This is a genomic window from Mangrovitalea sediminis, from assembly GCF_002514725.1.
GTDB classification, from domain to species: domain Bacteria; phylum Pseudomonadota; class Gammaproteobacteria; order Pseudomonadales; family Oleiphilaceae; genus Mangrovitalea; species Mangrovitalea sediminis.
This window is the reverse complement of the sequence record NZ_NTLB01000005.1, coordinates 540,780-562,632: the sequence shown is the minus strand read 5'-3', so window position 1 is coordinate 562,632 and position 21,853 is coordinate 540,780. Positions and strand designations below refer to the sequence as shown.

Here is a 21,853-nt window from a genome sequence, read left to right as displayed (position 1 = left end):
GTGACTTTTGGCAGGAGAGAATAAGCTCAACAAAAAAGCCGGGCATTGAGCCCGGCTTTTCAGTGCCATTTGAGTCTGTTATTTGAGGACGACGACACCACCGTCGCTATCCGCCACATAGACTCTGCCATAGGCGATGGCGGTCGCCTCTGCAGTCCCCACGGTCTCCTTGTGCTGCAGCATGACCGGGTTCGCCGGGTCGGTCCAGTCCAGCTTGACGACGCCACTGGTACCGTAGGCGGCATAGATGATCAGCTTGGGCGTGTCACGCACATAGATGTGGCCGTTGGCGTCCAGCAGCGGCTTGTCGGCCGGGAAGTACTGAGCGGTCATGTACTGCGCCGAGCCGTCAGCGCTGGCATAGCCGGCTTGATCCTGCAGGCGGAAGTGAGCCATGGCGTGGGGGCGATAGTCGTAGCTGCCGGCCTTGTCCCACACTGCGGTCGCGCTGATGCCGGAGGGCAGGGGCGCGATCAGGTCGGACATTTTGTAGCAGAGGATGCCGAAGCTGTCGTAACTGACGTAGGCATAGTTGCCAACGATTTTCATGTCGACGCTATGGCCGTCAGCGGCGCCCACTTTGGTGCCTTCCATCTTGATGGGCTCGAAGCGTTTGATCAGCGTCATGCCATTGGCCTGACCATTCACCAGCAGCCCTGTCATGTCGACGACGGCGATCCCGGAGGAACCAGCGGCCACCAGGGCATAGATCTTGCCGGTCGAGGTGTCGGTCCAGAGTTTCACCGCTAGCGCTCTGCCCAGTTCAGGCTGGCCGCTGGTGCCGCCCAGGTTGGCGACGACGGGATCGCTGACCGAGGGATTCACGCTCAGGTTATAGACCGTCAGACCGTTGCTGCCATCGGCAACGATACCGTAATTGCCATAGATGACCATGTCATAGGCATGGTCCTGGCCTTTGAGGCCGCCGTATTTGCCGGTTTCAGCGCTGTGCTCATAGATGCCGGCCGTTGTAGGCGCCAACAATAAGGGGGCGCCCGCCTTGGCATTGCCATTAAGGACGTCGGCGATGTCGACCCGGCGGACACCCAGGCTCTGCGACATCACATAGGCATCGTTGCCATTCAAGACCACACCGTAGGCGTGAGGTGTCGGCAGAATCGTGACGCCACCGACGGTCACGGGGTCCTCGCTCTGTAACGTATTGGCGACGATGTGAGGCTGGTCGATCGGGTTGCCATTGTCATCGGCGATCTGCCAGACACTCATGCCGTGGGGGCCGTCAGCGACATAGAGGTAGCGGCCGTCCGCGGTAATGCCGGAGGTATGTCCGATGGAAGCCGTAACGGTTGAACCGCCCGCACCGGCGGCGACTTCGGTGGTGCTGGCAAACTTCACGGGGACCGAGAAACGGTCTGCCATGGCAGTTGCGCTCGTATTGCCGAGGTCGATGAAATTCACGCCGCCTGCACCCGTGGTCTGAACCAGATCCACGCTGCCGGTCGCGCTAGAGATGCCGGGCATCAGGAACATGGGACCGCCGTGGCCGCTGATTTCGCCGGTCGCCAGCAATGCGGGTGACTCCGTCAGCCATTTGGGTAGCGATTCCTCTACTGTGGGATCAGCCGGTGACATGTCATAGGAGGTAACGAACTCATAGTCCGGCCAGTGGTCACCCAAAGTCCCGGAGGTGTTGTTGTTATAGGCGTGCAGCCCATTGGGACCGTGCCATGCGCTGGGATCGGTGGCGGAACTCAGGGCCACCAGACCGGCAAAGTGATCGGCGTAATAGACGGTGTTGTTGGCGACATCGACATCGACATCCACCACACCGGCTTCTTTCAACATGCCTGAACCGAAGTGGGGGAAGATGCTTTTCGACTGCTGTCCGGTCGCTTTATCCGGCCCGTGGGCAGGGACGGCGGGAGCATAGCCCAGATACGAAACGCTGGCAGGGTTGGTGGCGTTGACGGCCACCAGACCGCCCAGACCATACGCGATATAAACGTATGTCTGGTTGTTGCCGGCACCGACATTGGTGGCTACATCCAGCTTACGGGCGTTGTAGTAGTACTTGCCGTAACGGTCGAAGTCGGCCCAAGGGGTGGGGGCGCTGACGCCGTCGCGCCAAACCTGATTGATCTCGAAAGCGGCCTGCTCATAGTTAGGCATGCCGGTGACCGGATCAAGGTAATTCGCACTGGGAGACTGGACCTGGGTGGCGACGTTCATGTTGACATCCCAGTCTTCAGAGACCGAAGTATCGGTATACAGGTTATAACCGCCTTCGCGTGCCAGAGTCGTGGGGTTGTAGATGCCAATACCCAGGAAACCCAAGGCCGCATAGAGGTGACCATTAACCAGTTTCAGGTCCAGGGGGCCGCCCCAGGGATTCTCTCCGGCATATTGCAGGGTGTAGACGCCGGAATCGATTTTCAGGGTGCCATCGGCGTTGGTCACCGGGCTGCTACCGATCAGGTTGCTCAGCGCTGTTTTCTGGATGCCGTAGCCTTCGTCACCGATCCAGAGCGAAGTGCCGTCCGTTTCCAGGGACGAGATCGGCGCATCGGTACTCGAGATGGTCTGGTTGGTGAGAATGTCACCACCACCTTCGGTAAAGGTGATGCCGGTCTGCTCGTAATGCACCTTTACGCTGTAGAGATACTGCATGTTGGCCGGGTCGTTGATGTTGACGACGCCGATCCCGCCACGCCCCAACGCGACCAGGGCATAGTGGTTACCGCCGTAATCCACGAGTTTGATGTCGCGGATATAGGAGCCCATCGATAAGGTGTACTCGGACCCCTTGGTGGTGGAGATGGGAGTAATCTTCAGGTAATCGGACATGTTGAAGAGGGCCCAGTTGGTGCCGGAACCGTCTACATAACGGACTGCACTGGTCGAGGCACCGCCGATCTGGTCTGTCTGGGTGGTGATATTCGATTCAATCGCTGTCTGGGCGTCGAGTGTTGTCGTGTCCCCGCCACTATTGCAGCCACTCAATAGACTGGTGAGGCCAGCCGCGATGACCAATAGCCAAGCGCTTGTAAACCTTGTCGTTATCATGCTGTATCTCCAATTGCCCAAGGCAATACCTAGAGGCATTTTCACTAGAGCCTTTTCCGTCAGGCAGAGCGTAAAACGTCATCATTGAACGTGAAGCTTTCAATAAGTGGATACTGTAAGCGGGGGATAAGTACTAAATATTGACGCTTATCAAAATTGGTTTGGGTTGTTGTCGCGGGCGAGTGACATTTGATTTGAGTCAGGAATAGCCTAATTTCGCAAAAGTTCTGCTGAAAGCCGCTATCAGCTTCTCTAAAGTGATAGAAAGTCCTAAGAGTTTGCCGGCATAGGCGGGCCAATCGTCAGGACAGGTTATTGACTCGATACCGTTCAAACAACGGAGACACACGTGAAAAAAATCTTTTATCGCTTGGCCCCGGCTGTAGCCATCAGCACCGCTCTAGCGCTACCTGGCATAGCCTCAGCCGCCCCTGAAGGCAACTGGGTCGTGAAGGGAACCCTTACCGGCGTCGTTCCCGACAAATCCAGCGACGGCTTGAACAACATATCCAACAGCGAGATTTTCCTGGATGAGGCCGCCTCCGTCGGTTTCTCGGTCACGCGACGCCTCGATTCCCATCTGGGGGTGGGGTTGTACACGGCGTGGCCTTTCTATCAGGAAGTCAAAGGCAACGACCGGCTCGGCCGGTTGGGACTGCACCGCCTGGCAGATGTCAGCCAATTACCGGTTGGCGCTGCGGTGACTTACCACTTCATGCCGAACTCGAAATGGCAGCCTTATGTGGGACTGGACGTCGATTACGCCCACTTCTTCGATGAGAAGAATGCCTTTAATGGCCTGAACGTCTCTGTTGACGACGCCTGGGGAATGGGGGCTCAAGCCGGCCTGGATCTTAATCTGAACGATCGCTGGCTCCTGACGACCAGCGCGCGTTATGTGCACATGAAGACGACAGCCCGACTGACCGGCATGATTGAGCAAAATGTAAAAATGACGCTGAACCCCTGGTTCTATTCCCTGGGTGTGGGCTATCGCTTCTGAGCGCGGCGGCAACTGATCGCAGGGGCAGCCGTCTTCCGGCTGCCCTCAACCACTTGACCTACAGCGTCGTATCTTCCGTTAATCCTTTCAAAAGACATTCCGACAACTCTACAAAACCGTAACCGCCGGTGTTCTCCGTGATGTAACGGGGCTGGTGTTGCATGTGCGCGAGAAAGCGCTGGATATTGGCAACCCCGATGGATCGGGGGAAATGCTCGAACATGGCTTCGTCGTTCGGGGAGTCACCGATAAAGGCACAATGTTCCGCTGACAGCTCGGGGTGATGCTGATTCAGCCAGGCGAGGGCGGTATCTGCCTTGTTGTAGTCGCCGATCCAGACATTCAGGTGGATTGAGCTGAGCCGCGCGGAGACTTCCGTCTGTGCTTTGAGCCACTCCGTGGCGGCGTGGGCCACATCGAGGGGTACCTGGGCCTGCTGTGCGATGTCGAAGGCCATGTCCGTCAAGCGGAACGGTTGATCCTGGGTATAGCCGATCTCGGGGAATCGGTGCATGACTTCCGATCCCAGGGCTTTAAGGCGGCGGTTGTTATCGTTTCTCCGGCTCTCTGTCTCGCGGAAGGTACGGATAACGTGGCCTGATGCGTTACGCTGCATCCAGAAGCTGCCGTTCTCGCCAATAACAGACTCTACCGGCCATGTGCGAACGATACAGTCGCACCATCCTGCGCTGGCGCCGGTCACCGGCACGACTTTAATCCCGCTGCGACGAAGACGCTCAAGCGCCAGAAAGGTTTCGGGCGGTAATTTGCCTTCCCACGTCAGTGTGTCGTCCACATCGGTGAAAACGACCTTAACCGGAGTATCGAACGATGCCGGTAGGCGGGTCGGAGTACTGTCTTGCATGAAAAGGTTTCCTTAGCCCGATGGGCCAAAAAGGGTGGAGGATTATTTCACACCGGCGCGGATAAAGGATTGCACGAACTGACGCTGGAACATCAGGAAGGCGATCAGCAACGGTGCGATGGAGATCAGTGTGCCTGCGCAGATGACGGACCAGTCGACGCCGGATTCGGGTGCTCCGAAGATCGCCATACCGACGGTGAGCGGCCGGCTGTTGGCGGTGTTGGTGACGACCAGGGGCCAGAGAAAGTTGTTCCAGTGATAGCTAATGGAGACCAGTGCGAAAGCCACATAGGTGGGCTTAGCCAGTGGCACATAAACTTTGCGGATGATCTGCAGGGTGGAGCAGCCCTCGATGCGGGCAGCGTCTTCCAGTTCCTGCGGAATCGTTTTGAAGGTCTGCCTCAGCAGGAAGATGCCGAAGGCGCTGGCGAAATAGGGCAGCCCCACACCGAAATAGGTATCGACGGCATGCAGGCTGGCGATGGTCTGGTAGTTCTGGACGATGAGGATTTCCGGGACCACCATCAGCTGCATCAGGATCAGTGCAAAAACCAGTCCCCGTCCCCGGAAGGCAATGCGGGCGAGGGCGTAGCCGGCCAGGGTACAGAGTACGAGTTGGAAGGCGAGGATCAACAGGGTGATGGCGACGGTGTTGACCATATAGCTCATAAACGGCGCCTGGTGCCACGCCTTGACGAAGTTGGCCAGGGTCAGCGGTGCCGTCAGACTGAAATGCGTGACATAGGCTGGCGGGTGAAAGGCGGCCCAGAAGGCGTAAAGCAACGGGAAAATCCAGAGCAGACCCAGTACCCAGGCGCTGGCAGTGGACAGGCTTTGGGTCACTTGGGAAAGGAGCTTGGACTGAGTCGAGCGTTGGGACATGGCGGGCCTCACCGGTAATGCACGCGACGTTCGATAACGCCGAACTGGATCAGCGCAATGACCACCAGAATCAGTAACAGCGCCACGGTAAGCGCGGAAGCGTAGGCGGTATCGAAGAAGCTGAAGGCGTTTTCGTAGATGTAGTACAGCAACAGGTTGCTGGCGTTGTTGGGGCCGCCTTTGGTCAGGATGAACAGGTGATCCACCAGCTTGAAGGCGTTCAGGAAGGCATTGATGAGAACGAACAGCGTCGTTGGCATCAACAGCGGCAATGTAATCCGGCGGAAACGCGTCCAGCGCCCGGCGCCTTCCAGTTCCGCAGCCTGGTAAAGGTCCGGGCTGATGCCCTGTAGGGCGGCCAGATAAAAAATCATGAAGAACCCGGCTTCTTTCCAGATTGCCATCAGCATCAGGCTATACAGGCTCAGGTTGGGATCGCCCAGCCAGTTATAGCCCTTGTGGCCGAACCAGCCGAGGATGGTGTTGAACAGTCCGATTTCCGGGGTATAGAAGAATAGCCAGATGTTGGCGACGGAAATCATCGGCAGAATCGTCGGCGTAAAATAGGCGAGACGAAGTGCGCCCTTGCCGCGGATCTTGCTGTTGACCCACAGGGCCATCACCAGTGCCAGCACGATCGATACAGGCACCGTAACCGCCGCGTAAATCAGATTGTTACGCAGCACCTGCCAGAAGACGTCGTCGTCTATCAGGTCCCGGTAGTTATCCAGGTTGAATCCCACATTATCCTGCATGCCAGAGCCGGTGAAACTGTGCCAGATCGTGGCGACGGTCGGCATGTAGGTGAAGGCGGTAAGCAACGCCAGGGCCGGCAGCAGAAGCAGCCAGGCGTAGAGCTGTTGGTTGCGTGTCATTGTCACTGTCGTGGTTGGACCCTTGGCGGTAGAAAAAGGGCAGGTGCCTTGGGTGGCACCCGCCCCGGTGTGTCTCGCGCCTTGCGCTACGTCGTTAGTGGTAACGGCGCAGGATGCGAGTTGCCTGTTTCTGGGCGGAGCTGAGGGCCGCCTTGGGCGATTCCTCGCCGGTGAGGGCGGCTTGGATCGCATCATCCAGAAGCTTTCTCACACGACCGGACTGATGGGTGGAAAGCTCTGCTGTGGCATATTTGAGCTGGTCGCGGGCAACGGCAGCCTGGGGGAAGGTTTTCACATAGGATTCCAGGGCCGGCGTCTTGTAGGCGGCCGGGCTGACGCCCATATAGCCTGTCGCGATACTCCACTTGGCCGCTTCTTCCGGCGATGTCATGAATTTCACCAGTTTGAAGGCCGCTTCGCGCTGTTCAGGCGTCGAATGCTTGAACAGGTAGAAGTTACCACCACCGGTCGGCGAGCCGGGTTCCTTGTTCGCCGGCAGCATGGCGACACCGAAGTCGAACTTGGCGTTGTTCTTCACTGCCGTCAGGTTACCAGTGGAGTGCCACATCATTGCGGTTTTCTGGTCCAGGAAGTTCTGGCGCAGGGTACCCCAGTCGATCGTCCCCTTCGGCATGATGTGATATTGGGTGCCGAGGGATTTCCAGAATGACAGTGCTTCAACAACAGCGGGTTTGTCGAAGTAGGTTTTGGTGCCTGCCTGGTTCATCAGAACCTGGCCGTTTTCCTTGGTCAGCGCACCGAACATCCAATAGGGATAGCCTGTGGATGGAATCATCAGACCCCATTGGGTGACGTCGCCGTTGGCATCCTTATGGGTCAGCTTTTCACCCATGCTGACGAGTTCCTTCCAGGTCGCGGGCGGGTGATTCGGATCGAGGCCGGCCGCGCGGAACATATCCTTGTTGTAGTACATCACGATGGTCGAACGTTGGAAGGGAACGCCCCAGGTTTTACCGTTCACTTCGCCGTTCTTCATCAGCGCCGGATAGAAGCTGTGTAGCCAGGCTTTGTCTTCGGGTGTTTTCGCCATTTCATCGAACGGGATGATGGCATGGAGATCCATCAGCTCATGTACGTCGATGGAGAACATGACTGCCAGTTGGGCGGGCTGACCGCTTTTCAGGGCTGCCAGCGCCTTAACGCGGGCATCGTTGTAGTTACCGGCATAGATGGCGTTGACGTGGATGTCGGGGTTTTGCTTCTCGAAGTCGCTGACCATGCCGTCAACCACTTTGGTGAGCGGGCCGCCGACGGCGATGGGGTAATACATCGTCAGGTCCGTTTTCGCCTGGGCGATGCCGGAGACGAGTGTTGCCAGTGCAGCCGCCAGAAGGCGCTTCTTGCCAATCTTAAACATGAGAACTTTCCTTCGGTTGTGAGGGAGCGGTTTGGCGTAGGCCGGTTTGTGTTGAGAAGTGGTGCTCGTGTTGACGGTCCCAGGTGATATCCAGCGGATGTCCCTGGGGGAGCAGGTGGTGACCCTGCAAACTCAGCGTTATCGATGCGCCTTGGTGATCGACACAGATCTGCGTGTCGGAACCTTGGTAATCGCAGTGCATTACGGTGGCGTTCGGGGACTGGCTGTGGCCGGTCAGCCGGATGTGCTCGGGGCGGATGCCGACCAAACGGTCGCCTTTTTCCAGGATGTTCATCGGTGGATGGCCGATAAAGCGTGCAACGAAAAGGCTTGCGGGCTGGTTGTAAAGGGCTTCAGGTGCACCGCTTTGCTCCAGTTTGCCATCGTTGAGCAACAGGATGCGGTCCGCCATGCTCATCGCTTCTATCTGGTCATGGGTAACGTAAAGCACTGTCAGGCCGAGCTGCTTCTGCAGGGCCCGGATCTCGCTGCGCATTTCATTGCGCAGCTTGGCGTCGAGGTTGGACAGCGGTTCGTCCATCAAGCAGAGCGGCGCCTGGGAAACGATGGCTCGCGCCAGGGCTACCCGCTGACATTGACCGCCGGACAACTGGGAAGGCTTCTTATGGAGCTGATCTCCAAGGTTGACCAGCTCCACCGCCCGATCCAGTCGCTGTTTTTGTTCGTTCGCAGCGACTTTGCGTGCTTTCAGGCCAAAGAGAATGTTCTCTTTCACGCTCAAGTGTGGGAACAGGGCATAGGACTGAAACACCATGGACAGGCGCCGCTGCCCCGGTGCCCGATCGGTGATGTCCTGTCCGTTGAGCAGTATCCGGCCCGCAGAGGGTGTGTCGAGCCCGGCAATCATCTTGAGCGTGGTCGACTTGCCGCAACCGGACGGACCGAGCAGGGCGATGAACTCGCCTTCGTCGACGTCGAAACTGAGATCGCTGACAGCCTGTGTATCGGCCCATTGCTTGGATAGACCCTTTACCGAGAGGAAGCTCATGCAGACATCCTCCCAAGACATTCGACGACATGAAGACCGGCCGCCGCACAGGTGGTTTGCAGGGCGCTAGGCAGGCTGTCGGTGTAAAAGCTGTCCACGTCGTCGAGAACGCCGGTCTTGATGGGCGCGCTGCGCAGGTACTTGCTTCTGTCGGCGACGAGGATGCGTTGTTCACTGTTGTCCATGATGGCGGTCGAGATATGGGATTCCTCCGGGGAGAAGTCCAACAGGGTGCCGTCTTCGCCCAAACCGCCGACCCCGAAAATGCCAAAGTTGACGTGGAAGCGGCGCAGAAAACGGGTGGCGTCCTCGCCCATCAGGTCCTGATCGGATGGCCGCAGCTTGCCGCCGCAAAGATAGGTGTCGATGGACGGGTTCTGGCACAGGGTCATGGCTGCATTCAGGTTGTTGGTGATCACGGTCAGGTGCGAGTGCTGTGTGAGCGCCTGGGCAATTTGCTGAAGGGTGGTTCCTATGCCCAGAAACAGGCTCGCTCCCTCTGGAATGGCGGCGGCGACACGAGCAGCGATGGCCCGCTTGGCCTGCAGGTTGATCACCTGCCGGTTATGAAAAGAGAGGTTGTGTGTCTGTACTGGTAAGGTAATGCCGCCGTGGACCCGCTTCACCAGTCCCGCGTCGCTCAGCGCATTCAGGTCCTTGCGAATTGTCTGAATGGACACATCGAACAGATCGCTGATCACGGCGCTGGATAAGGTGCCGCCTTCGTCTCTGAGACGTTGAAGAATAATGCTCTGTCGTTCGGATAGCTGCATTTCGACCGTTTAACCCAATAGGCGTTTTTTGTTTCGAGGGAGAGTATCCAGGTTTCGTATGAAAGTTATGTGGCAGCTCTATGACAATTTGGGGTTGGGGTTACCACGGGGGCGATCGGCAGTTTGGGGATCAATCGGTTCGTTGTGTTCGACTATTTTTGTTTTGAGGGGTAATGTCGGAAGTTTGGTTGCTACTGTTTATTGACGGGGAATTATGGATACGTTCACCTCCATGCGTGTTTTCAAGGCTGTCGTCGACTCAGGCAGCTTCGCCGCCGCTGCAGACCATCTGCAACTGTCTCGCGGTATGGTGACAAAGCATGTGGCTGCCTTGGAGCAACAACTCGGTGCGCGCCTTCTGTACCGTACGACCCGCCGGTTGACCCTGACAGAAGTGGGTGCCGATTACCTCGTTCGCGTGGGTACGATCCTGGAGCATGTCGATGAAGCCGCGTCGGTCGTCAGCTGTAAGAACGGCACACCCAACGGCCTCATCCGTATGACATCCAGTGTCGAGTTCGGGCAACGCCGCCTGGGCGGGTTGTTGGCAGAGTTCCGGCGGGAATTCCCGGAGATCGATATCGACCTGACGCTCAGTAATCGGCATACCGACCTGGTTGAGGAGGGGTACGACCTGGCGCTGCGGGTCAACCTGCATTCCGTTGATGAGAAGCTGGTAGGCCGGCCCTTGATGAAGCCATTGAACAATATGTTGCTGGCGGCACCCAGTTATCTCGAAGCCAACGGCACACCGCGAACGCCGATGGATCTGGTGGCGCACAACTGTCTCTATAACAAACGTCGATTCGAGACCGGACACTGGATTTTCGGTCCGGAGAGCGATCCGGTCGAGGTGGCCGTCAAAGGCTCCCTGGTGGTTAACGACACGGCAGTTTTGATCGACGCGGCGCGGGAGGGGCTGGGTATCGTCCTGCAGCCGCAGGTCCTGGTTGCGGATGACCTTGTGGCCGGGCGCCTGGTGGAGCTGCTGCCCGACTGGGAAAAGCCCAGCACAACGATCTATGCCCTATATCCGGCCAGACGTTTCCTGCCCCACAAAGTCAGGGTCCTGATCGACTTCCTGATCGATCGGCTGGGGAATGAATGACGGCCCGAGTCCCGAGCCTATTGACCGCAACTCGAGCGGGTATCCAAGTAAGTCTTTAACGGGGCAAATGGCTCAGCGGTAAGGGGCTTTCCTGCTTCACGGTTTGAATGGCAAAGTTACTGCGGATGTCGCTCACGCCCGGCAGCTTCAGCAGAGTGCCCGTGAGAAAACGCTCATATGCCCTGAGATCGGGAACCACGACCTGCAGCAGGAAGTCCGATTCGCCGGAGACCAGGTGGGCGGCGACCACTTCGGGCAGGGACTCCACGGCCTCGCGGAAAACGGCGGCCTCCCTGTCATTATGGCGTTCCACTTTGACGCCAACGAAAACCGTAAGTCCCAGCCCAACTTCATCCCTGTCCAGGACCGCACCGTAGCGTTTGATCACCCCGGATTTCTCCAGCGCCCGTACCCGTCGAAGGCAGGGGGAGGGAGACAGGCCGATTTCCTCTGCAAGCTCGACGTTTGTGAGGCGCCCGTTTTTCTGTAAGGCCTCAAGGATCTTTTGATCAAAACGGTCTATGTCATGTTTTGGCATAACTGCAAACCTTTGCCGAAAGTATTGGCAGAATATATCGCAAAATGCCGTTTCGTGGGGCAAGTTGGCAATCGGGTACTGCTGGGGGAGCGCTAGAATGGCGCGTCGCTAAAGCTATTCGGGCAGGGCCGAGTTCATGGAAAACCTTTGGATGTTCATCGCCGCATTGGTTGTGGTCTATCTGGTACCGGGACCGGATATGCTTCTGGTTCTGGAAACGGGCGTCGTATTGGGCCGGGGCAAGGCCCTGGCTGTGGCTTTCGGCCTGGGTATTGCCCGTATGACGCATGTCATTCTCGCGGCGCTCGGGCTGGCGGCGCTCTTTAAATCGACCCCCTGGACATTCGACGCGGTTCGTATATTGGGCGGCGCCTACCTCATCCTGCTTGGTGGGCGGATGTTTTTTTCGGGGGGGCTGGGGGCGTCCGCGCAGGAACGCTCTCAGACATCATCTCCGGCGCTGAAAGCGGTTGGCTATAAAACAGCAGTGCGTAGAGGGCTGTTGACCAACCTGCTCAACCCCAAAGCGCTGGTCTTCTGTTCGGTGCTCCTACCGCAATTCGTGCAGCCGGGCGGTGGCTCGATGGGGACCCAATTCGCGCTGCTGGGCGTTGTACTGGTGGCCTTGGGACTGGGTTTCGACGCCGCCTATGCCATGGCGGGTCATAATATCGGCAAATGGTTGACGCGCAGCCCTGTCGTGCAGCGGTTACAGAGTTTCGTCTTTGCGTCGCTGATGATCGGGCTCGGCATTCGTTTGGCGGTGTGGCGTACAGGGTTTTGATAGGAGTGACAGAAACTGCTCCCGTGAGGTCGACCGTTAACGAACAGCGGCAGGCCTGATGTCAGGTCCCGCCGCGCCGGGAACCTGACTATCCTGCCGGATGTGAAACGTGCAGTACGTCGTACAGCTGAATGTTTGGATCATTGGTGAGTGTTGTGTCCTCTGGCCAGAGCCGGAAGCGAACGAGTGTCCAGTGGGACGGCTCAAAGGCCGTCAACGCCAGAAGTGCCCCCTGGGTGTCGGTAGCCTTTTCCACCAGGCGGCGTTCTTCGGCCCTCAGGTTTTCCATCGTGGTGAAAGGGGGAATATGCAGGACTTCCCGGCTGGCGAATCGTGCTTCTTTGAAACCGGAGCCGCTTTTACAGGCGATCATGCCGGGCCAGGTATTGACGGCTGGCCAGCCGAAGGCGTTGACGAGGCCCTCAAAACCAGGTCCTGTCAGGAAGTCCGTCATGCCGTCGTTGTCATGCCATAGGTAGAAGGGGGCGTATAGGTTTTCGTGGCTCGGTGTTTCCGTGGAGTTTCTCCGCGCGCTGAGGTAAGCCTTGAAAATCAACGGCGCGTGGTTGTCCAGCGCAGACCCTTTGTCGTTCACCCTCCGGCTGATGATTGACATGTCGTAGTCCGCTGGAAGTGTGAAACTGTATTGCATCGCTTGCATGGTGACACCCCGGAGCAGTTGCTCACTGCGATTGATGGTTGGCTGTTGGCTCATGCCGGTTATTGCGCAAGCCATCTCCGGCATGATGTGATTCAGGTTTTCCGGGTTGAGCCGGCTCAGTTCGTCAGGAGCACCTTTCCCGGCCGTGTCGCATTGCGTACGGCCTGCAGGGCTTCCTGAAACCGCTCCAGCGGGAAGCGTCCGATCACCGGCATGACATGGGGGTGTTCGGCGAGCACCGCCCATAATTCACGGGTTGCTTCGTGCATGTCTTCCGGCGTTTTTTCGCTAACCCACTTTTCGATACCGAAGCCTTGCCAGATAAGGTTTTTGCGGAGCAGCGTAGATCCCTTCAGCGTGATATCAGTGTCGCTTAACAGGCCATAGGTGACCAGGCGACCTCCCGGCAATAATGCGTCGATCAGTGCCAGGCTATCGACGCCTCCCACCGCATCCAGCACGGCGTTGAAGCCTTCGCCCTTTAAGGTGCCCTGCAGAACCTGGGCGACGCTCGCCGCGTGGGCAATCACACTCCCGTCATTGCCATCAACGGTGACATAGCCGTCTTCATTCCGGATCAGCAGTACAGGGTTCAGTCCCTGGCGTCGGGCGAGGAGGGTCAGCAGGCTCGCGACAATTGAACGTCCTGCCGTAATCAGTAGACGGGCGCCTGGCGCAAGCCTGCACTCATCGATCAAGCCCCAGGCCGTCAACGGATTCAGCGCGAACTGACTTGCCACGTCATCAGATAGGGCCTCTGGTACCGGATAGACCCTTGATCTGGACGCAACAGCCATCTCGGCCCAGGCCCCAACGCCCCGGAAGGCCACTCGGGTTCCCTGTGCAAGGTCCGTCACGCCAGGGCCCGTATCGATAACGGTGCCGACAGCATCGAAACCGGCGATCTGGGGAAAGCTCGGTGTATAGCGGTAACGGCCCTCGATAAACAGTAAATCAGCAGGCTGGATGGAGCGGGTGGTGACTCGGATCAGAACCTGGTCCGGGGCAGGGGTGGGTTCCAGTGCGGTTCCCAGGCTCAGGACCTCTTCTGGCAAACCTGTGCGTGAAAAAAGGATGGCTTTCATGGCTGAGGCTCCAGTTTCGCTTGAGTGGACAGATTACACTGAGCAAAAATGAATGGAATTCCAAAAAAAGAGCCATTCAGTGTGCAAAAAAACACAGAATCTGCGTTGACCGTTCGGCAAATGAACTGGGATGACATCCGTTACTTCATTGAACTATCCCGTCAAGGCAGCCTGTCGGCGACAGCAAGGGTGTTGAATGTTGAACATTCCACGGTGGCCCGCCGCATTGGCGGCTTGGAAGCTGCCACGGGCTTACGGTTGTTCGATCGTATGGCGCGGGGTTGGATGCTCACGCAGGAAGGTGAAACGTTGCTCAAGCAGGCCAGGCGCATGGAGGCTGAAGCGCTGGGATTCGGACGAGCCGCGCTGGGCGTGGGAGCGGTGAGTGGGCGTGTTCGCGTATCCGCTCCGCCGGCCGTTGCAGCGCATTTTCTGGTACCGCGACTGACGGCCTTTCATCAGCGCTGGCCTGGTATCAGTCTGGAGTTGATTGGCGAAAACCGTGAAGCCGATCTTAACCGGCGCGAAGCCGACATCGCGGTGCGCTTCGATCGCCCGGTAACGCCCGGACTGGCCGCACGTCCTCTGATCACCTTCGAGTTTGGGCTATATGCCCGTGAGGAATGGCTGGCAGGGGATGAAGCGACCTGGCAGTTTCTGGGCTATGACGAGAGCCTTAGCCAGACACCGCAACAGCGTTGGCTGGAGAGCTTGGCAGGGAACCGTTCCTTTTCGCTGCGCAGCAATGACCTGAATGTCCTTTTTCAGGCTTGCCGCGAGGGGTATGGCGTGGCTGTGCTGCCGCATTTCCTGGGGGAAGGCGCGCCTGAACTGGTGCCTGTCCCTCACCTTCCATGCCCGGTTTCACGCACAGCGTGGCTCGTGATTCACCCGGATGTCCGTCGTTCCCCCCGGGTAGAGGCCGTTGCCGACGCCTTGAGGTCTCTGGTATCCGATTACAAGTGAACTCTGCTCTTGTAATAGCTGTAGATCACTTCCTGGGGTATCGGACGGCTACTGTCCTCGTGGGCGGCAAGGCCGGCACGGGCTTCGCGCCAGGGCGTTTCATAACGAAGCATGTCCTCGAGCTCGTCGGCCGACATATCCGCATAGGTGTTGAGTACATTGTCGAGGTGGAGTCGCTCGCGGCGACCGATCACCGTCTCTGGCGGGGAGGAATACCAGCAGTCGGATAATGTCAGGGGTTGTCGTACATCCCGTTGTCCCTGAAAACGGTCATGGAGGGTTCTACATACCGGACCGAATTTCCAGGCTTCGAAGGTTTCAGTAAAGAGCGTTTTCTTGCCGAAAAACGCCAAATGCCAGGCATAGGCGACATAAAGCAGTCGTTGTACCTTGATGACGTTGACAGGAATTCCGTTTTTGACGGAATAGCGGATGATGTAATCGCTGAGCGCGTAAAGTTTGTTTCGGTCGACAGGCGTTTCCATGGCGGCGATTCTGACTAGCGTTGTGGCATATCCATGCCGTTACGTTTACACCAAAGCTGAGGACTAAGACTGACGACGGTCCTTGATCGATCGTAATGGACGATCGGATGCCCGGTCGGTCCCTCTCTATTATGTCCGGACAAACATACCCATACAACGCTGTTTGGCCGATGACCTACGTCAAGTTTTCTTGACGCCCCTGCTCAGGCACCCCTCCGGTTTTCGCGCTGTCCGCGCTGGATTAAACCTCTCAATCAATCTGGAACAGAGGTCGCTCCGGAACTCTTTGCCGAGATAGCTGTCACGGTAGAGCCAAGATGCGGCTGCCATGTTGCCAGCGAGGTCTTTGCCGTTAGATGTCTTCAGGGTGAAAAAAAATTAATGGGCCACTAATCCACGGATATTCAAATAAAAACGGAAGAATCAATGGGATGTGGCACGAGTAATGATGCCCTGGGACGTTGATCTGGCTCATTTTTCACATTGATCAAACTCCAACCCTTTTCTATCACCAATGCAGCCTGGCGTAAGTTTCGGCGAAGGTCGTCGTAGCTGCGGCAGGAAGCGCGAGGCGTTAATACGACAACTACTGTGCCTGCCAAGCCAATCGCAAACATTCGGGTAATGATGAGTGCAAGTTTTCCTAGTGGTAGGCGCACCGGTGCCTTGGGAATGCCGATGAAAAGAGCTCTTCGACCGCTGACTCGTTATCAGGGCGTCACGCTGATCGAATTGATGGTGGTGTTGGCTGTCATCGCCATCTTCTTGATGTTTGCGCTGCCGTCCTACGAAAACGTTCAGACCGGCGACCGGATTGCCAGCGAGATGAACGATCTCAACGGTGACGTCGAGTTTGCCCGTATCTCCGCTGTTTCACGCGGTATCCCGGTCACTATCTGTGCGTCGAAGGATCTGCAATCCTGCAGCGACAGCGCCTCTTGGGGCACAGGCTGGATCATTTTCAGCGACTTCAATGGTGATCACACACTGCAGTCCACCCAGGGTGATGCCTTGTTGCGGGTGCATTCGCCCCTCGCCGGTGGTACTCAGGCGGATACGCTCACGGGGACGGCGGGTCAACCCGGCAATTTCTCCGGTAATCTCGATTGGTTGACCATCAACCGCATGGGCGCGACCACTCCGGGCGTACTGTCGCTGCACAACGCTGCCAACGATCCCCAGTGGCGCCATTGCCTTATTGTTCCCATGACGGGGAAAACCTATACCGACACTGAAACCAACAATCCGGGAGTCTGTCCATGACGGCGAGAGCTTCCGCAGGGTTCACTCTGGTCGAGGTCCTGGTTGCCCTTGTGGTGATAGCCTTTGGCCTGTTGGGCATGGCCGCCCTGCAGGCCAATACGCTGAGCACCACATCGGGCGCTCGTTACGAATCCATTGTCGCGGTGGAGGCCCAAAGCATGGCGGATGCCATCACGGCTAATCCCGGTTACTGGGCCGATGGCCTGTTTTCCACCACGCCTATTTCGGTCACATCAAAGAACAGTACGACCGTCCTCAGCGATCCGACCCTGTCTTCCATCACCAAGGACTGTTCCTCCTCGACCTGCAGCCCCACGGAACTGGCCAGTTACGACCTGCGGCAATGGGGAGACGATTTACGTCAGCAAATTCCAGGCGCGTCCGGAATCGTCGCCTGTCAAATCGGCACGCCGGATACCTGCAAAATCACCATCAATTGGCGAATGAAGATTGCGGCTGCGGTGAACACCGGAACCCAGGCGACAAACTCAACAACGGCGACGGCCAAGACCTATAGCTTGGTGAGCGTGCTATGAAGACCTCCGCAAGAATTCACGGCAACCGTTGTGGCCGGCAGTCCGGACTCAGCCTGATTTCGGTCATGATCGCCATTCTGCTCAGCACCTTCCTGCTGCTGATCCTCTTTACCATCTGGCAATCGACGCGAGGCACATTTTCGACGGAAAACAGCCTTAGCGATTTGCAGGGGAGTGAGCGCCTCGCGCTGACGGTCGCCGCGAATACCGTCCATATGGCGGGTTACTATCCGGTTTACCTGAACTACCAAACGCCGGCCCCGGCTTCTCCGTATTCGACCAACGATTTTGCGGCCAGCGGTTCCTTTGCCATCGGTCAGGTTATCAGCGGCACCCATGCTGCTGCAGCGCCGGGCGATACCCTGTCGGTACGCTTCATCGCCGATAGCAACGTCAATACCCTCGATTGTCTGGGGCAGGCCGAGACCACCGGGACATTGGTCACCAATACTTTTTCCGTGAGCAACAGTGGGGATTTCCAGTGTTCGGTCAACGGTAAGGCGCCGGAGACCATTGTCTCTGGCGTGAAGGCGATGACGGTGCTCTACGGCGTGGATACAACAGGGAGTGGATCGGCGCTGCAATATTTGCCGGCGGACCAACTGAGCAGCAAGGAATGGTCTCTGGTGAACTCCGTCAAGTTGGCACTCACCTTCGATAACCCGCTGGCGGGGCAGGCTGGTCAGAACAGTACCTTGCCGCCGATTCATAGTGTCTTAGCACTCATGCAAAACGTGCGTTGAGGGGGAGTGTCATGGGCCAACCAACTCGTCGGCAATCGGGGTTCGTTCTCATAGCAAGCATTTTGCTGCTGCTGGTCCTGAGTATTCTCGGGGTAAGCATGTTCCGCGGTGCGGGGTTACAGGAGAAGGTCGCCGGCAGCGTCAAGGAAAAGGCGCGGGCGTTGCAGATGGCACAGGTAGCGCTACATCACGCGGAATCGTTGATCGATCAATCCGTTACATCGCCGTTGCCTCAGAGCAGCAATTGCGCGGCGGCCTTGACGGCAGCAACGATCTGCACGAACGCGGTGAGCATAAAGAATGCGCCGTTAGCGGCGCTGACCAACGGCTACACGGATACTTCCGCGCCAGGAGTGAATGCGTCGGATATCTCCAGTTCCGGCGGCAAGGGAACCTACTACGCCTATCCACAGTTCTATATCCAATACCTGGGGCTGTCCTCGAATGGTCAAGGACAGGTTTACGAAATTACAGCGCTGGGATTCGGTGGCAATGCCAACGCTGTATCCATCATCAAAAGCACGTTCGAACTTTCCAGCGGCGTTGTTGATCTGGGAGCACTCTGATGAAGATGGCCATGCGTTTCGTTTTCCCTCTGTTGCTTGTGGGGCTATCGCTTATCGCGGAGACAGCCGTCGCGGTGACCCTGGAAGATAACTTTACCGGCACCTCATCCACGATGGACTGGACGGCACTTGAAGGCGCCTGCCTGACGGCGGGGGATAATTCCGGCACCATCCCGGCCTGCAAGGGGTTGAGTTATTACGGTTCTCAGCAGCAGACGGGGCTCACGAACAACGCCGATTCCCCCGGATATGGTGCGCTACGACTGACGAATGGCTGCGCCAACGGCACCTGCTATTACCATCAGGCGGGCGCCATTATCTCGAACACGACCTATCCCACCAACGATGGTGTCCAGGTGACCTTCACCACCTATACCTATGGCGGTGACAATCAGGGTGGGCACGGTGCGGATGGTATCGGTTTCTATTTGATCGATGGGACTCAGGCGGCCAACTTGGGGGCCTGGGGCGGGAGTCTCGGCTACAGCTGCTCCAATTCTAACAATCCCTATAAAGGCATGGTCGGCGCCTATCTCGGTCTGGGGATCGACGAGTACGGTAACTTCCTCAATCCGTCGGATAACACGCACACAGGGCCCGGCTATCAGCCGGGACGTATCGGCATGCGGGGATATGGCAACATTGCGTGGTCATGGTTGAACGCCAACTATCCCGATGATTATCCGTCGACGCTTTCATATAGCGATAAACTGAACGCCGTAAAAAACACCTGTAAAAGCGGTGATCTGTGGAATTACGACAACTATACGACCCAGTATTACCACAATAAGGCCTATACCTACCTCGACCCGCAGGACACGGGTAAGGCTGTTGCTGACTACGATGTCATCCCCAATTCGTACGTCGTGCTGCCTTCGAATACGCCGATTGCCAACGAAAGCGCAACCAAGAGAACGCAGGCCACGCCGGTCAGTTACAAGCTGAAAGTCACCCACGATGGATTGTTGAGTCTCTGGTACAGCTATAACGGCGGCAGCTATGTACCCGTCCTGACGAAGCAGAGCATTACATCGGCGAACGGTCCGCTGCCCAGTTCGTTCAAGTTCGGCTTCGGGGGTTCGACCGGCGGCAGCGATAACGTGCACGAGATTACCTGTTTCCAGGCGGCTCCCGCCAACCAGTCCGCGAGCTCTGCGAGTCTGAACGTACAGCAATCCGGCGAGGTCAAGACTGGTACTCAGGTCTATCTGGCCTATTACCACACTGATAACTGGTGGGGGCAGCTGACGTCGCACGACCTGCTGGTTAACAGCAGCACTGGCGCGGCATCAATCAGCCCAACGGCAAATTGGGATGCATCCTGTGTCCTTACCGGCGGAGTCTGTCCCTCGACTGGTGCGACGGGCATGACCGCCGAGAGCGGTCGTACGCTGCTGACCTGGAGTGGTTCACAGGGGATCCCCCTAAACTGGTCCAGTCTCACGTCGACAGAGCAGGGCTGGTTAAACGATGACAATGAGGGGCAGTACCGTCTTTCCTACCTGACGGGAGATCGCTCCAACGAGATCAACAGCTCCGGAACGGGCATGTTCCGGGCACGCAGCAGTGTGCTCGGCGATATTATCCATTCCAGTCCGGTCTGGGTCGGACCGCCGGCGTCTCCGTATCCGGATGTCTGGACGGACGACTTGGCGGGAGGTTCCGCTGCCAGCGTACCGGAGAATGGTACCAGCGCAGAGGCCTATTCAGCGTTCAAGAGTACCTATGCGACCCGCACGAATATGGTTTATGACGGCGCCAACGATGGCTTCCTGCACGGTTTCGAATCCGGTGCCTACACTAGCAGCGGCAACTACGATGCGACGGCCAATGACGGCAATGAGGAGGTCGCCTACATGCCGCAGGCTGTCCTCAAAGCCATTCACAATAGTGCCAACAGTGGCGTTGCGGACTATTCCTCTGTCCACTATGCCCATAACTACTTTTTAGACGCGACGCCCGGTACCGGCGATCTTTTCTACAACAAAGCCTGGCACACCTGGCTGGTCGGTGGATTGGGCGCGGGGGGCAACGCGATCTATGCGCTCGATATCACCGATCCGGGTAAGTTCTCTGCTACCTCCGTGCTGAGGGAATGGGGGCCGTCGACACTTTCGTGCACCAACAATAGTCAGTGCGGTCAGTATTTGGGTAAAACCTATGGCACGCCCCAGATCCGTCGTCTGCACAATGGGAAGTGGGCGATTCTGTTCGGAAATGGCCTGGACAGTGCCGGTGGGCACGCCGGGATGTATGCCATGACGGTCGATCCGTCGACCGGCGCCTTCTCGGATACTTATTTTCTGGACACCGGCGCAGGCTCGTCGACGGCGCCTGACGGCATTGCCTATGTCACGCCCGCGGACCTGGATGGTGACCATATCACCGACTATGTGTATGCGGGCGACGTTGACGGCAACCTGTGGCGCTTTGACCTGACCAGCAGCGACCCTTCGAAATGGCACGTCTCGACCTTTGGTGGCACCACGCCAAACCCGCTGTTCTCCACACCCAACAATCAGCCGATCACCACCAAGGTCATGGTGTTGAGTACGGCCTCTGTCAAGGGGCGTGGCCAACTGATGGTGGACTTTGGAACAGGGCAGTCCATCGCCCAAACCGCGGATTCCTCCGCTAAATACGCTACCGGCCAACAGTCGCTTTACGGCATTCTGGATTGGGATATGGGGGGGTGGAACAGTCTGGGCTCGAAACAATACGCGAGCTGGACGGGGTTATCGTCTGCGCCGAGCCCGACAAATCCCATTACTACCAAGGAATTGCAGGAACAGACGATTACCGGTGCCTACAACACGTCCGCCGGTGCGGTGACAGGGTATCGCACCGTAAGCAACAACTCGCTCTCATCAGGCCAGTTTGGGTGGTACCTCGATTTGCCAGGGTATCTGGGGGTGACTGGCATTGGCTCATCGAACCAGACTGAGCAGGTTGTCTTCAATCCGATCGAGTCGTTCGGTGCTTTCGTCGTAAACACCGTGATACCGCCAAACAATTCACCGTTCACCTGCTCGGTGAAAAGTGCCGAGGGTTGGACAATGGCGCTGAATCCCGCCACAGGCGCGGCGCTCCCAGTCTCGTACTTCTCCAACATCAGCTCTGAATCGATTGTCAGCGGTGTGACCACCAATGCCACTGGCTCGCCGTCTGTGGTCAGTGCCAACGTCAACGGTAAGGTGGATCACTACCTGATCAACCAGACCAGCAACGGGCAGGGTGTGGTTCAACAGATCAACCCGGAATACAGCAGTAACGGCGGTCAATTGACCTGGGCACAAATCCGATAGGAGT

Annotated in this window: 20 protein-coding genes; 9 read left to right on the top strand and 11 right to left on the bottom strand. The window is 57.5% G+C overall.

Annotation, left to right across the window (positions count from 1 at the left end; all coding sequences use genetic code 11):
- Positions 1-78 precede the first annotated feature (78 nt).
- Complete coding sequence (locus CLR77_RS15005; protein WP_143269426.1) at positions 79-3,024, bottom strand: LVIVD repeat-containing protein; 2,946 nt, start codon at positions 3,022-3,024, stop codon at positions 79-81.
- A 349-nt stretch (positions 3,025-3,373) separates the two neighbouring features.
- On the opposite strand from CLR77_RS15005, the gene CLR77_RS15000 reads away from it, so the two are divergent.
- Entirely contained in the window at positions 3,374-4,027 is a 654-nt protein-coding gene (locus CLR77_RS15000; RefSeq protein WP_097461466.1) for an OmpW/AlkL family protein, read from the top strand.
- Between the two features lie 58 nt (positions 4,028-4,085).
- Here the strand turns inward: CLR77_RS15000 and CLR77_RS14995 are convergent, their stop codons facing one another.
- From CLR77_RS14995 to CLR77_RS14970, 6 genes are all read right to left on the bottom strand, one after another.
- A complete protein-coding gene (locus CLR77_RS14995; protein ID WP_097461465.1) occupies positions 4,086-4,892 on the bottom strand; it encodes an HAD-IIB family hydrolase in 807 nt (268 codons plus the stop codon).
- Between the two features lie 42 nt (positions 4,893-4,934).
- Positions 4,935-5,774 (bottom strand): carbohydrate ABC transporter permease, encoded by an 840-nt coding sequence (locus CLR77_RS14990; RefSeq protein WP_097461464.1) that lies wholly within the window; start codon positions 5,772-5,774, stop codon positions 4,935-4,937.
- An 8-nt stretch (positions 5,775-5,782) separates the two neighbouring features.
- Positions 5,783-6,649: a carbohydrate ABC transporter permease gene (locus CLR77_RS14985; protein ID WP_097461463.1), complete on the bottom strand. Its 867-nt coding sequence runs from the start codon at positions 6,647-6,649 to the stop codon at positions 5,783-5,785.
- Positions 6,650-6,743: 94 nt separating this feature from the next.
- Complete coding sequence (locus CLR77_RS14980; protein ID WP_097461462.1) at positions 6,744-8,027, bottom strand: ABC transporter substrate-binding protein; 1,284 nt, start codon at positions 8,025-8,027, stop codon at positions 6,744-6,746.
- Positions 8,020-9,036: an ABC transporter ATP-binding protein gene (locus CLR77_RS14975; protein ID WP_097461461.1), complete on the bottom strand. Its 1,017-nt coding sequence runs from the start codon at positions 9,034-9,036 to the stop codon at positions 8,020-8,022. Before CLR77_RS14975 ends, CLR77_RS14980 begins: the two co-directional genes overlap by 8 nt.
- Complete coding sequence (locus tag CLR77_RS14970; RefSeq protein ID WP_097461460.1) at positions 9,033-9,809, bottom strand: DeoR/GlpR family DNA-binding transcription regulator; 777 nt, start codon at positions 9,807-9,809, stop codon at positions 9,033-9,035. Before CLR77_RS14970 ends, CLR77_RS14975 begins: the two co-directional genes overlap by 4 nt.
- A 214-nt stretch (positions 9,810-10,023) precedes the next feature.
- Between CLR77_RS14970 and CLR77_RS14965 the strand changes: the two genes are divergently transcribed.
- Positions 10,024-10,917 carry a LysR family transcriptional regulator gene (locus tag CLR77_RS14965; protein ID WP_097461459.1) on the top strand — a complete coding sequence of 298 codons (894 nt, stop codon included), beginning with the start codon at positions 10,024-10,026 and terminating at the stop codon, positions 10,915-10,917.
- 55 nt (positions 10,918-10,972) lie between these two features.
- On the opposite strand, the gene CLR77_RS14960 is transcribed toward CLR77_RS14965, so the two are convergent.
- Entirely contained in the window at positions 10,973-11,455 is a 483-nt protein-coding gene (locus CLR77_RS14960; RefSeq protein ID WP_097461458.1) for an Lrp/AsnC family transcriptional regulator, read from the bottom strand.
- Positions 11,456-11,591: 136 nt separating this feature from the next.
- Here CLR77_RS14960 and CLR77_RS14955 point away from each other — a divergent pair, with 136 nt between their 5' ends.
- A complete protein-coding gene (locus tag CLR77_RS14955; protein WP_097461457.1) occupies positions 11,592-12,239 on the top strand; it encodes a LysE family translocator in 648 nt (215 codons plus the stop codon).
- 88 nt (positions 12,240-12,327) lie between these two features.
- Here the strand turns inward: CLR77_RS14955 and CLR77_RS14950 are convergent, their stop codons facing one another.
- Together CLR77_RS14950 and CLR77_RS14945 are read right to left on the bottom strand one after the other, a co-directional pair.
- Positions 12,328-12,954 carry a DUF4865 family protein gene (locus tag CLR77_RS14950; RefSeq protein WP_198962782.1) on the bottom strand — a complete coding sequence of 209 codons (627 nt, stop codon included), beginning with the start codon at positions 12,952-12,954 and terminating at the stop codon, positions 12,328-12,330.
- Between the two features lie 62 nt (positions 12,955-13,016).
- Complete coding sequence (locus CLR77_RS14945) at positions 13,017-13,985, bottom strand: zinc-dependent alcohol dehydrogenase family protein (RefSeq protein WP_097461456.1); 969 nt, start codon at positions 13,983-13,985, stop codon at positions 13,017-13,019.
- An 81-nt stretch (positions 13,986-14,066) separates the two neighbouring features.
- Between CLR77_RS14945 and CLR77_RS14940 the strand changes: the two genes are divergently transcribed.
- Entirely contained in the window at positions 14,067-14,951 is an 885-nt protein-coding gene (locus tag CLR77_RS14940; RefSeq protein WP_198962781.1) for a LysR family transcriptional regulator, read from the top strand.
- Here the strand turns inward: CLR77_RS14940 and CLR77_RS14935 are convergent.
- Positions 14,942-15,436 carry a Panacea domain-containing protein gene (locus CLR77_RS14935; RefSeq protein WP_097461455.1) on the bottom strand — a complete coding sequence of 165 codons (495 nt, stop codon included), beginning with the start codon at positions 15,434-15,436 and terminating at the stop codon, positions 14,942-14,944. The genes CLR77_RS14940 and CLR77_RS14935 overlap by 10 nt on opposite strands.
- 678 nt (positions 15,437-16,114) lie before the next feature.
- Between CLR77_RS14935 and CLR77_RS14930 the strand changes: the two genes are divergently transcribed.
- Genes CLR77_RS14930 through CLR77_RS14910 form a run of 5 tightly spaced genes read left to right on the top strand, consistent with a single transcriptional unit; the run spans position 16,115 to position 21,849 of the window.
- A complete protein-coding gene (locus CLR77_RS14930; protein WP_158227218.1) occupies positions 16,115-16,699 on the top strand; it encodes a GspH/FimT family pseudopilin in 585 nt (194 codons plus the stop codon).
- The gene (pilV, locus tag CLR77_RS14925; RefSeq protein WP_097461453.1) at positions 16,696-17,235 is read left to right on the top strand and encodes a type IV pilus modification protein PilV; all 540 of its coding nucleotides are present in this window, start codon (positions 16,696-16,698) and stop codon (positions 17,233-17,235) included. Before CLR77_RS14930 ends, pilV begins: the two co-directional genes overlap by 4 nt.
- A complete protein-coding gene (locus CLR77_RS14920) occupies positions 17,232-17,978 on the top strand; it encodes a PilW family protein (RefSeq protein ID WP_097461452.1) in 747 nt (248 codons plus the stop codon). The genes pilV and CLR77_RS14920 overlap by 4 nt, the downstream gene beginning before the upstream one ends.
- An 11-nt stretch (positions 17,979-17,989) precedes the next feature.
- Positions 17,990-18,544 carry a pilus assembly PilX family protein gene (locus CLR77_RS14915; RefSeq protein WP_097461451.1) on the top strand — a complete coding sequence of 185 codons (555 nt, stop codon included), beginning with the start codon at positions 17,990-17,992 and terminating at the stop codon, positions 18,542-18,544.
- A complete protein-coding gene (locus tag CLR77_RS14910; protein ID WP_097461450.1) occupies positions 18,544-21,849 on the top strand; it encodes a PilC/PilY family type IV pilus protein in 3,306 nt (1,101 codons plus the stop codon). Before CLR77_RS14915 ends, CLR77_RS14910 begins: the two co-directional genes overlap by 1 nt.
- Positions 21,850-21,853: the final 4 nt, after the last annotated feature.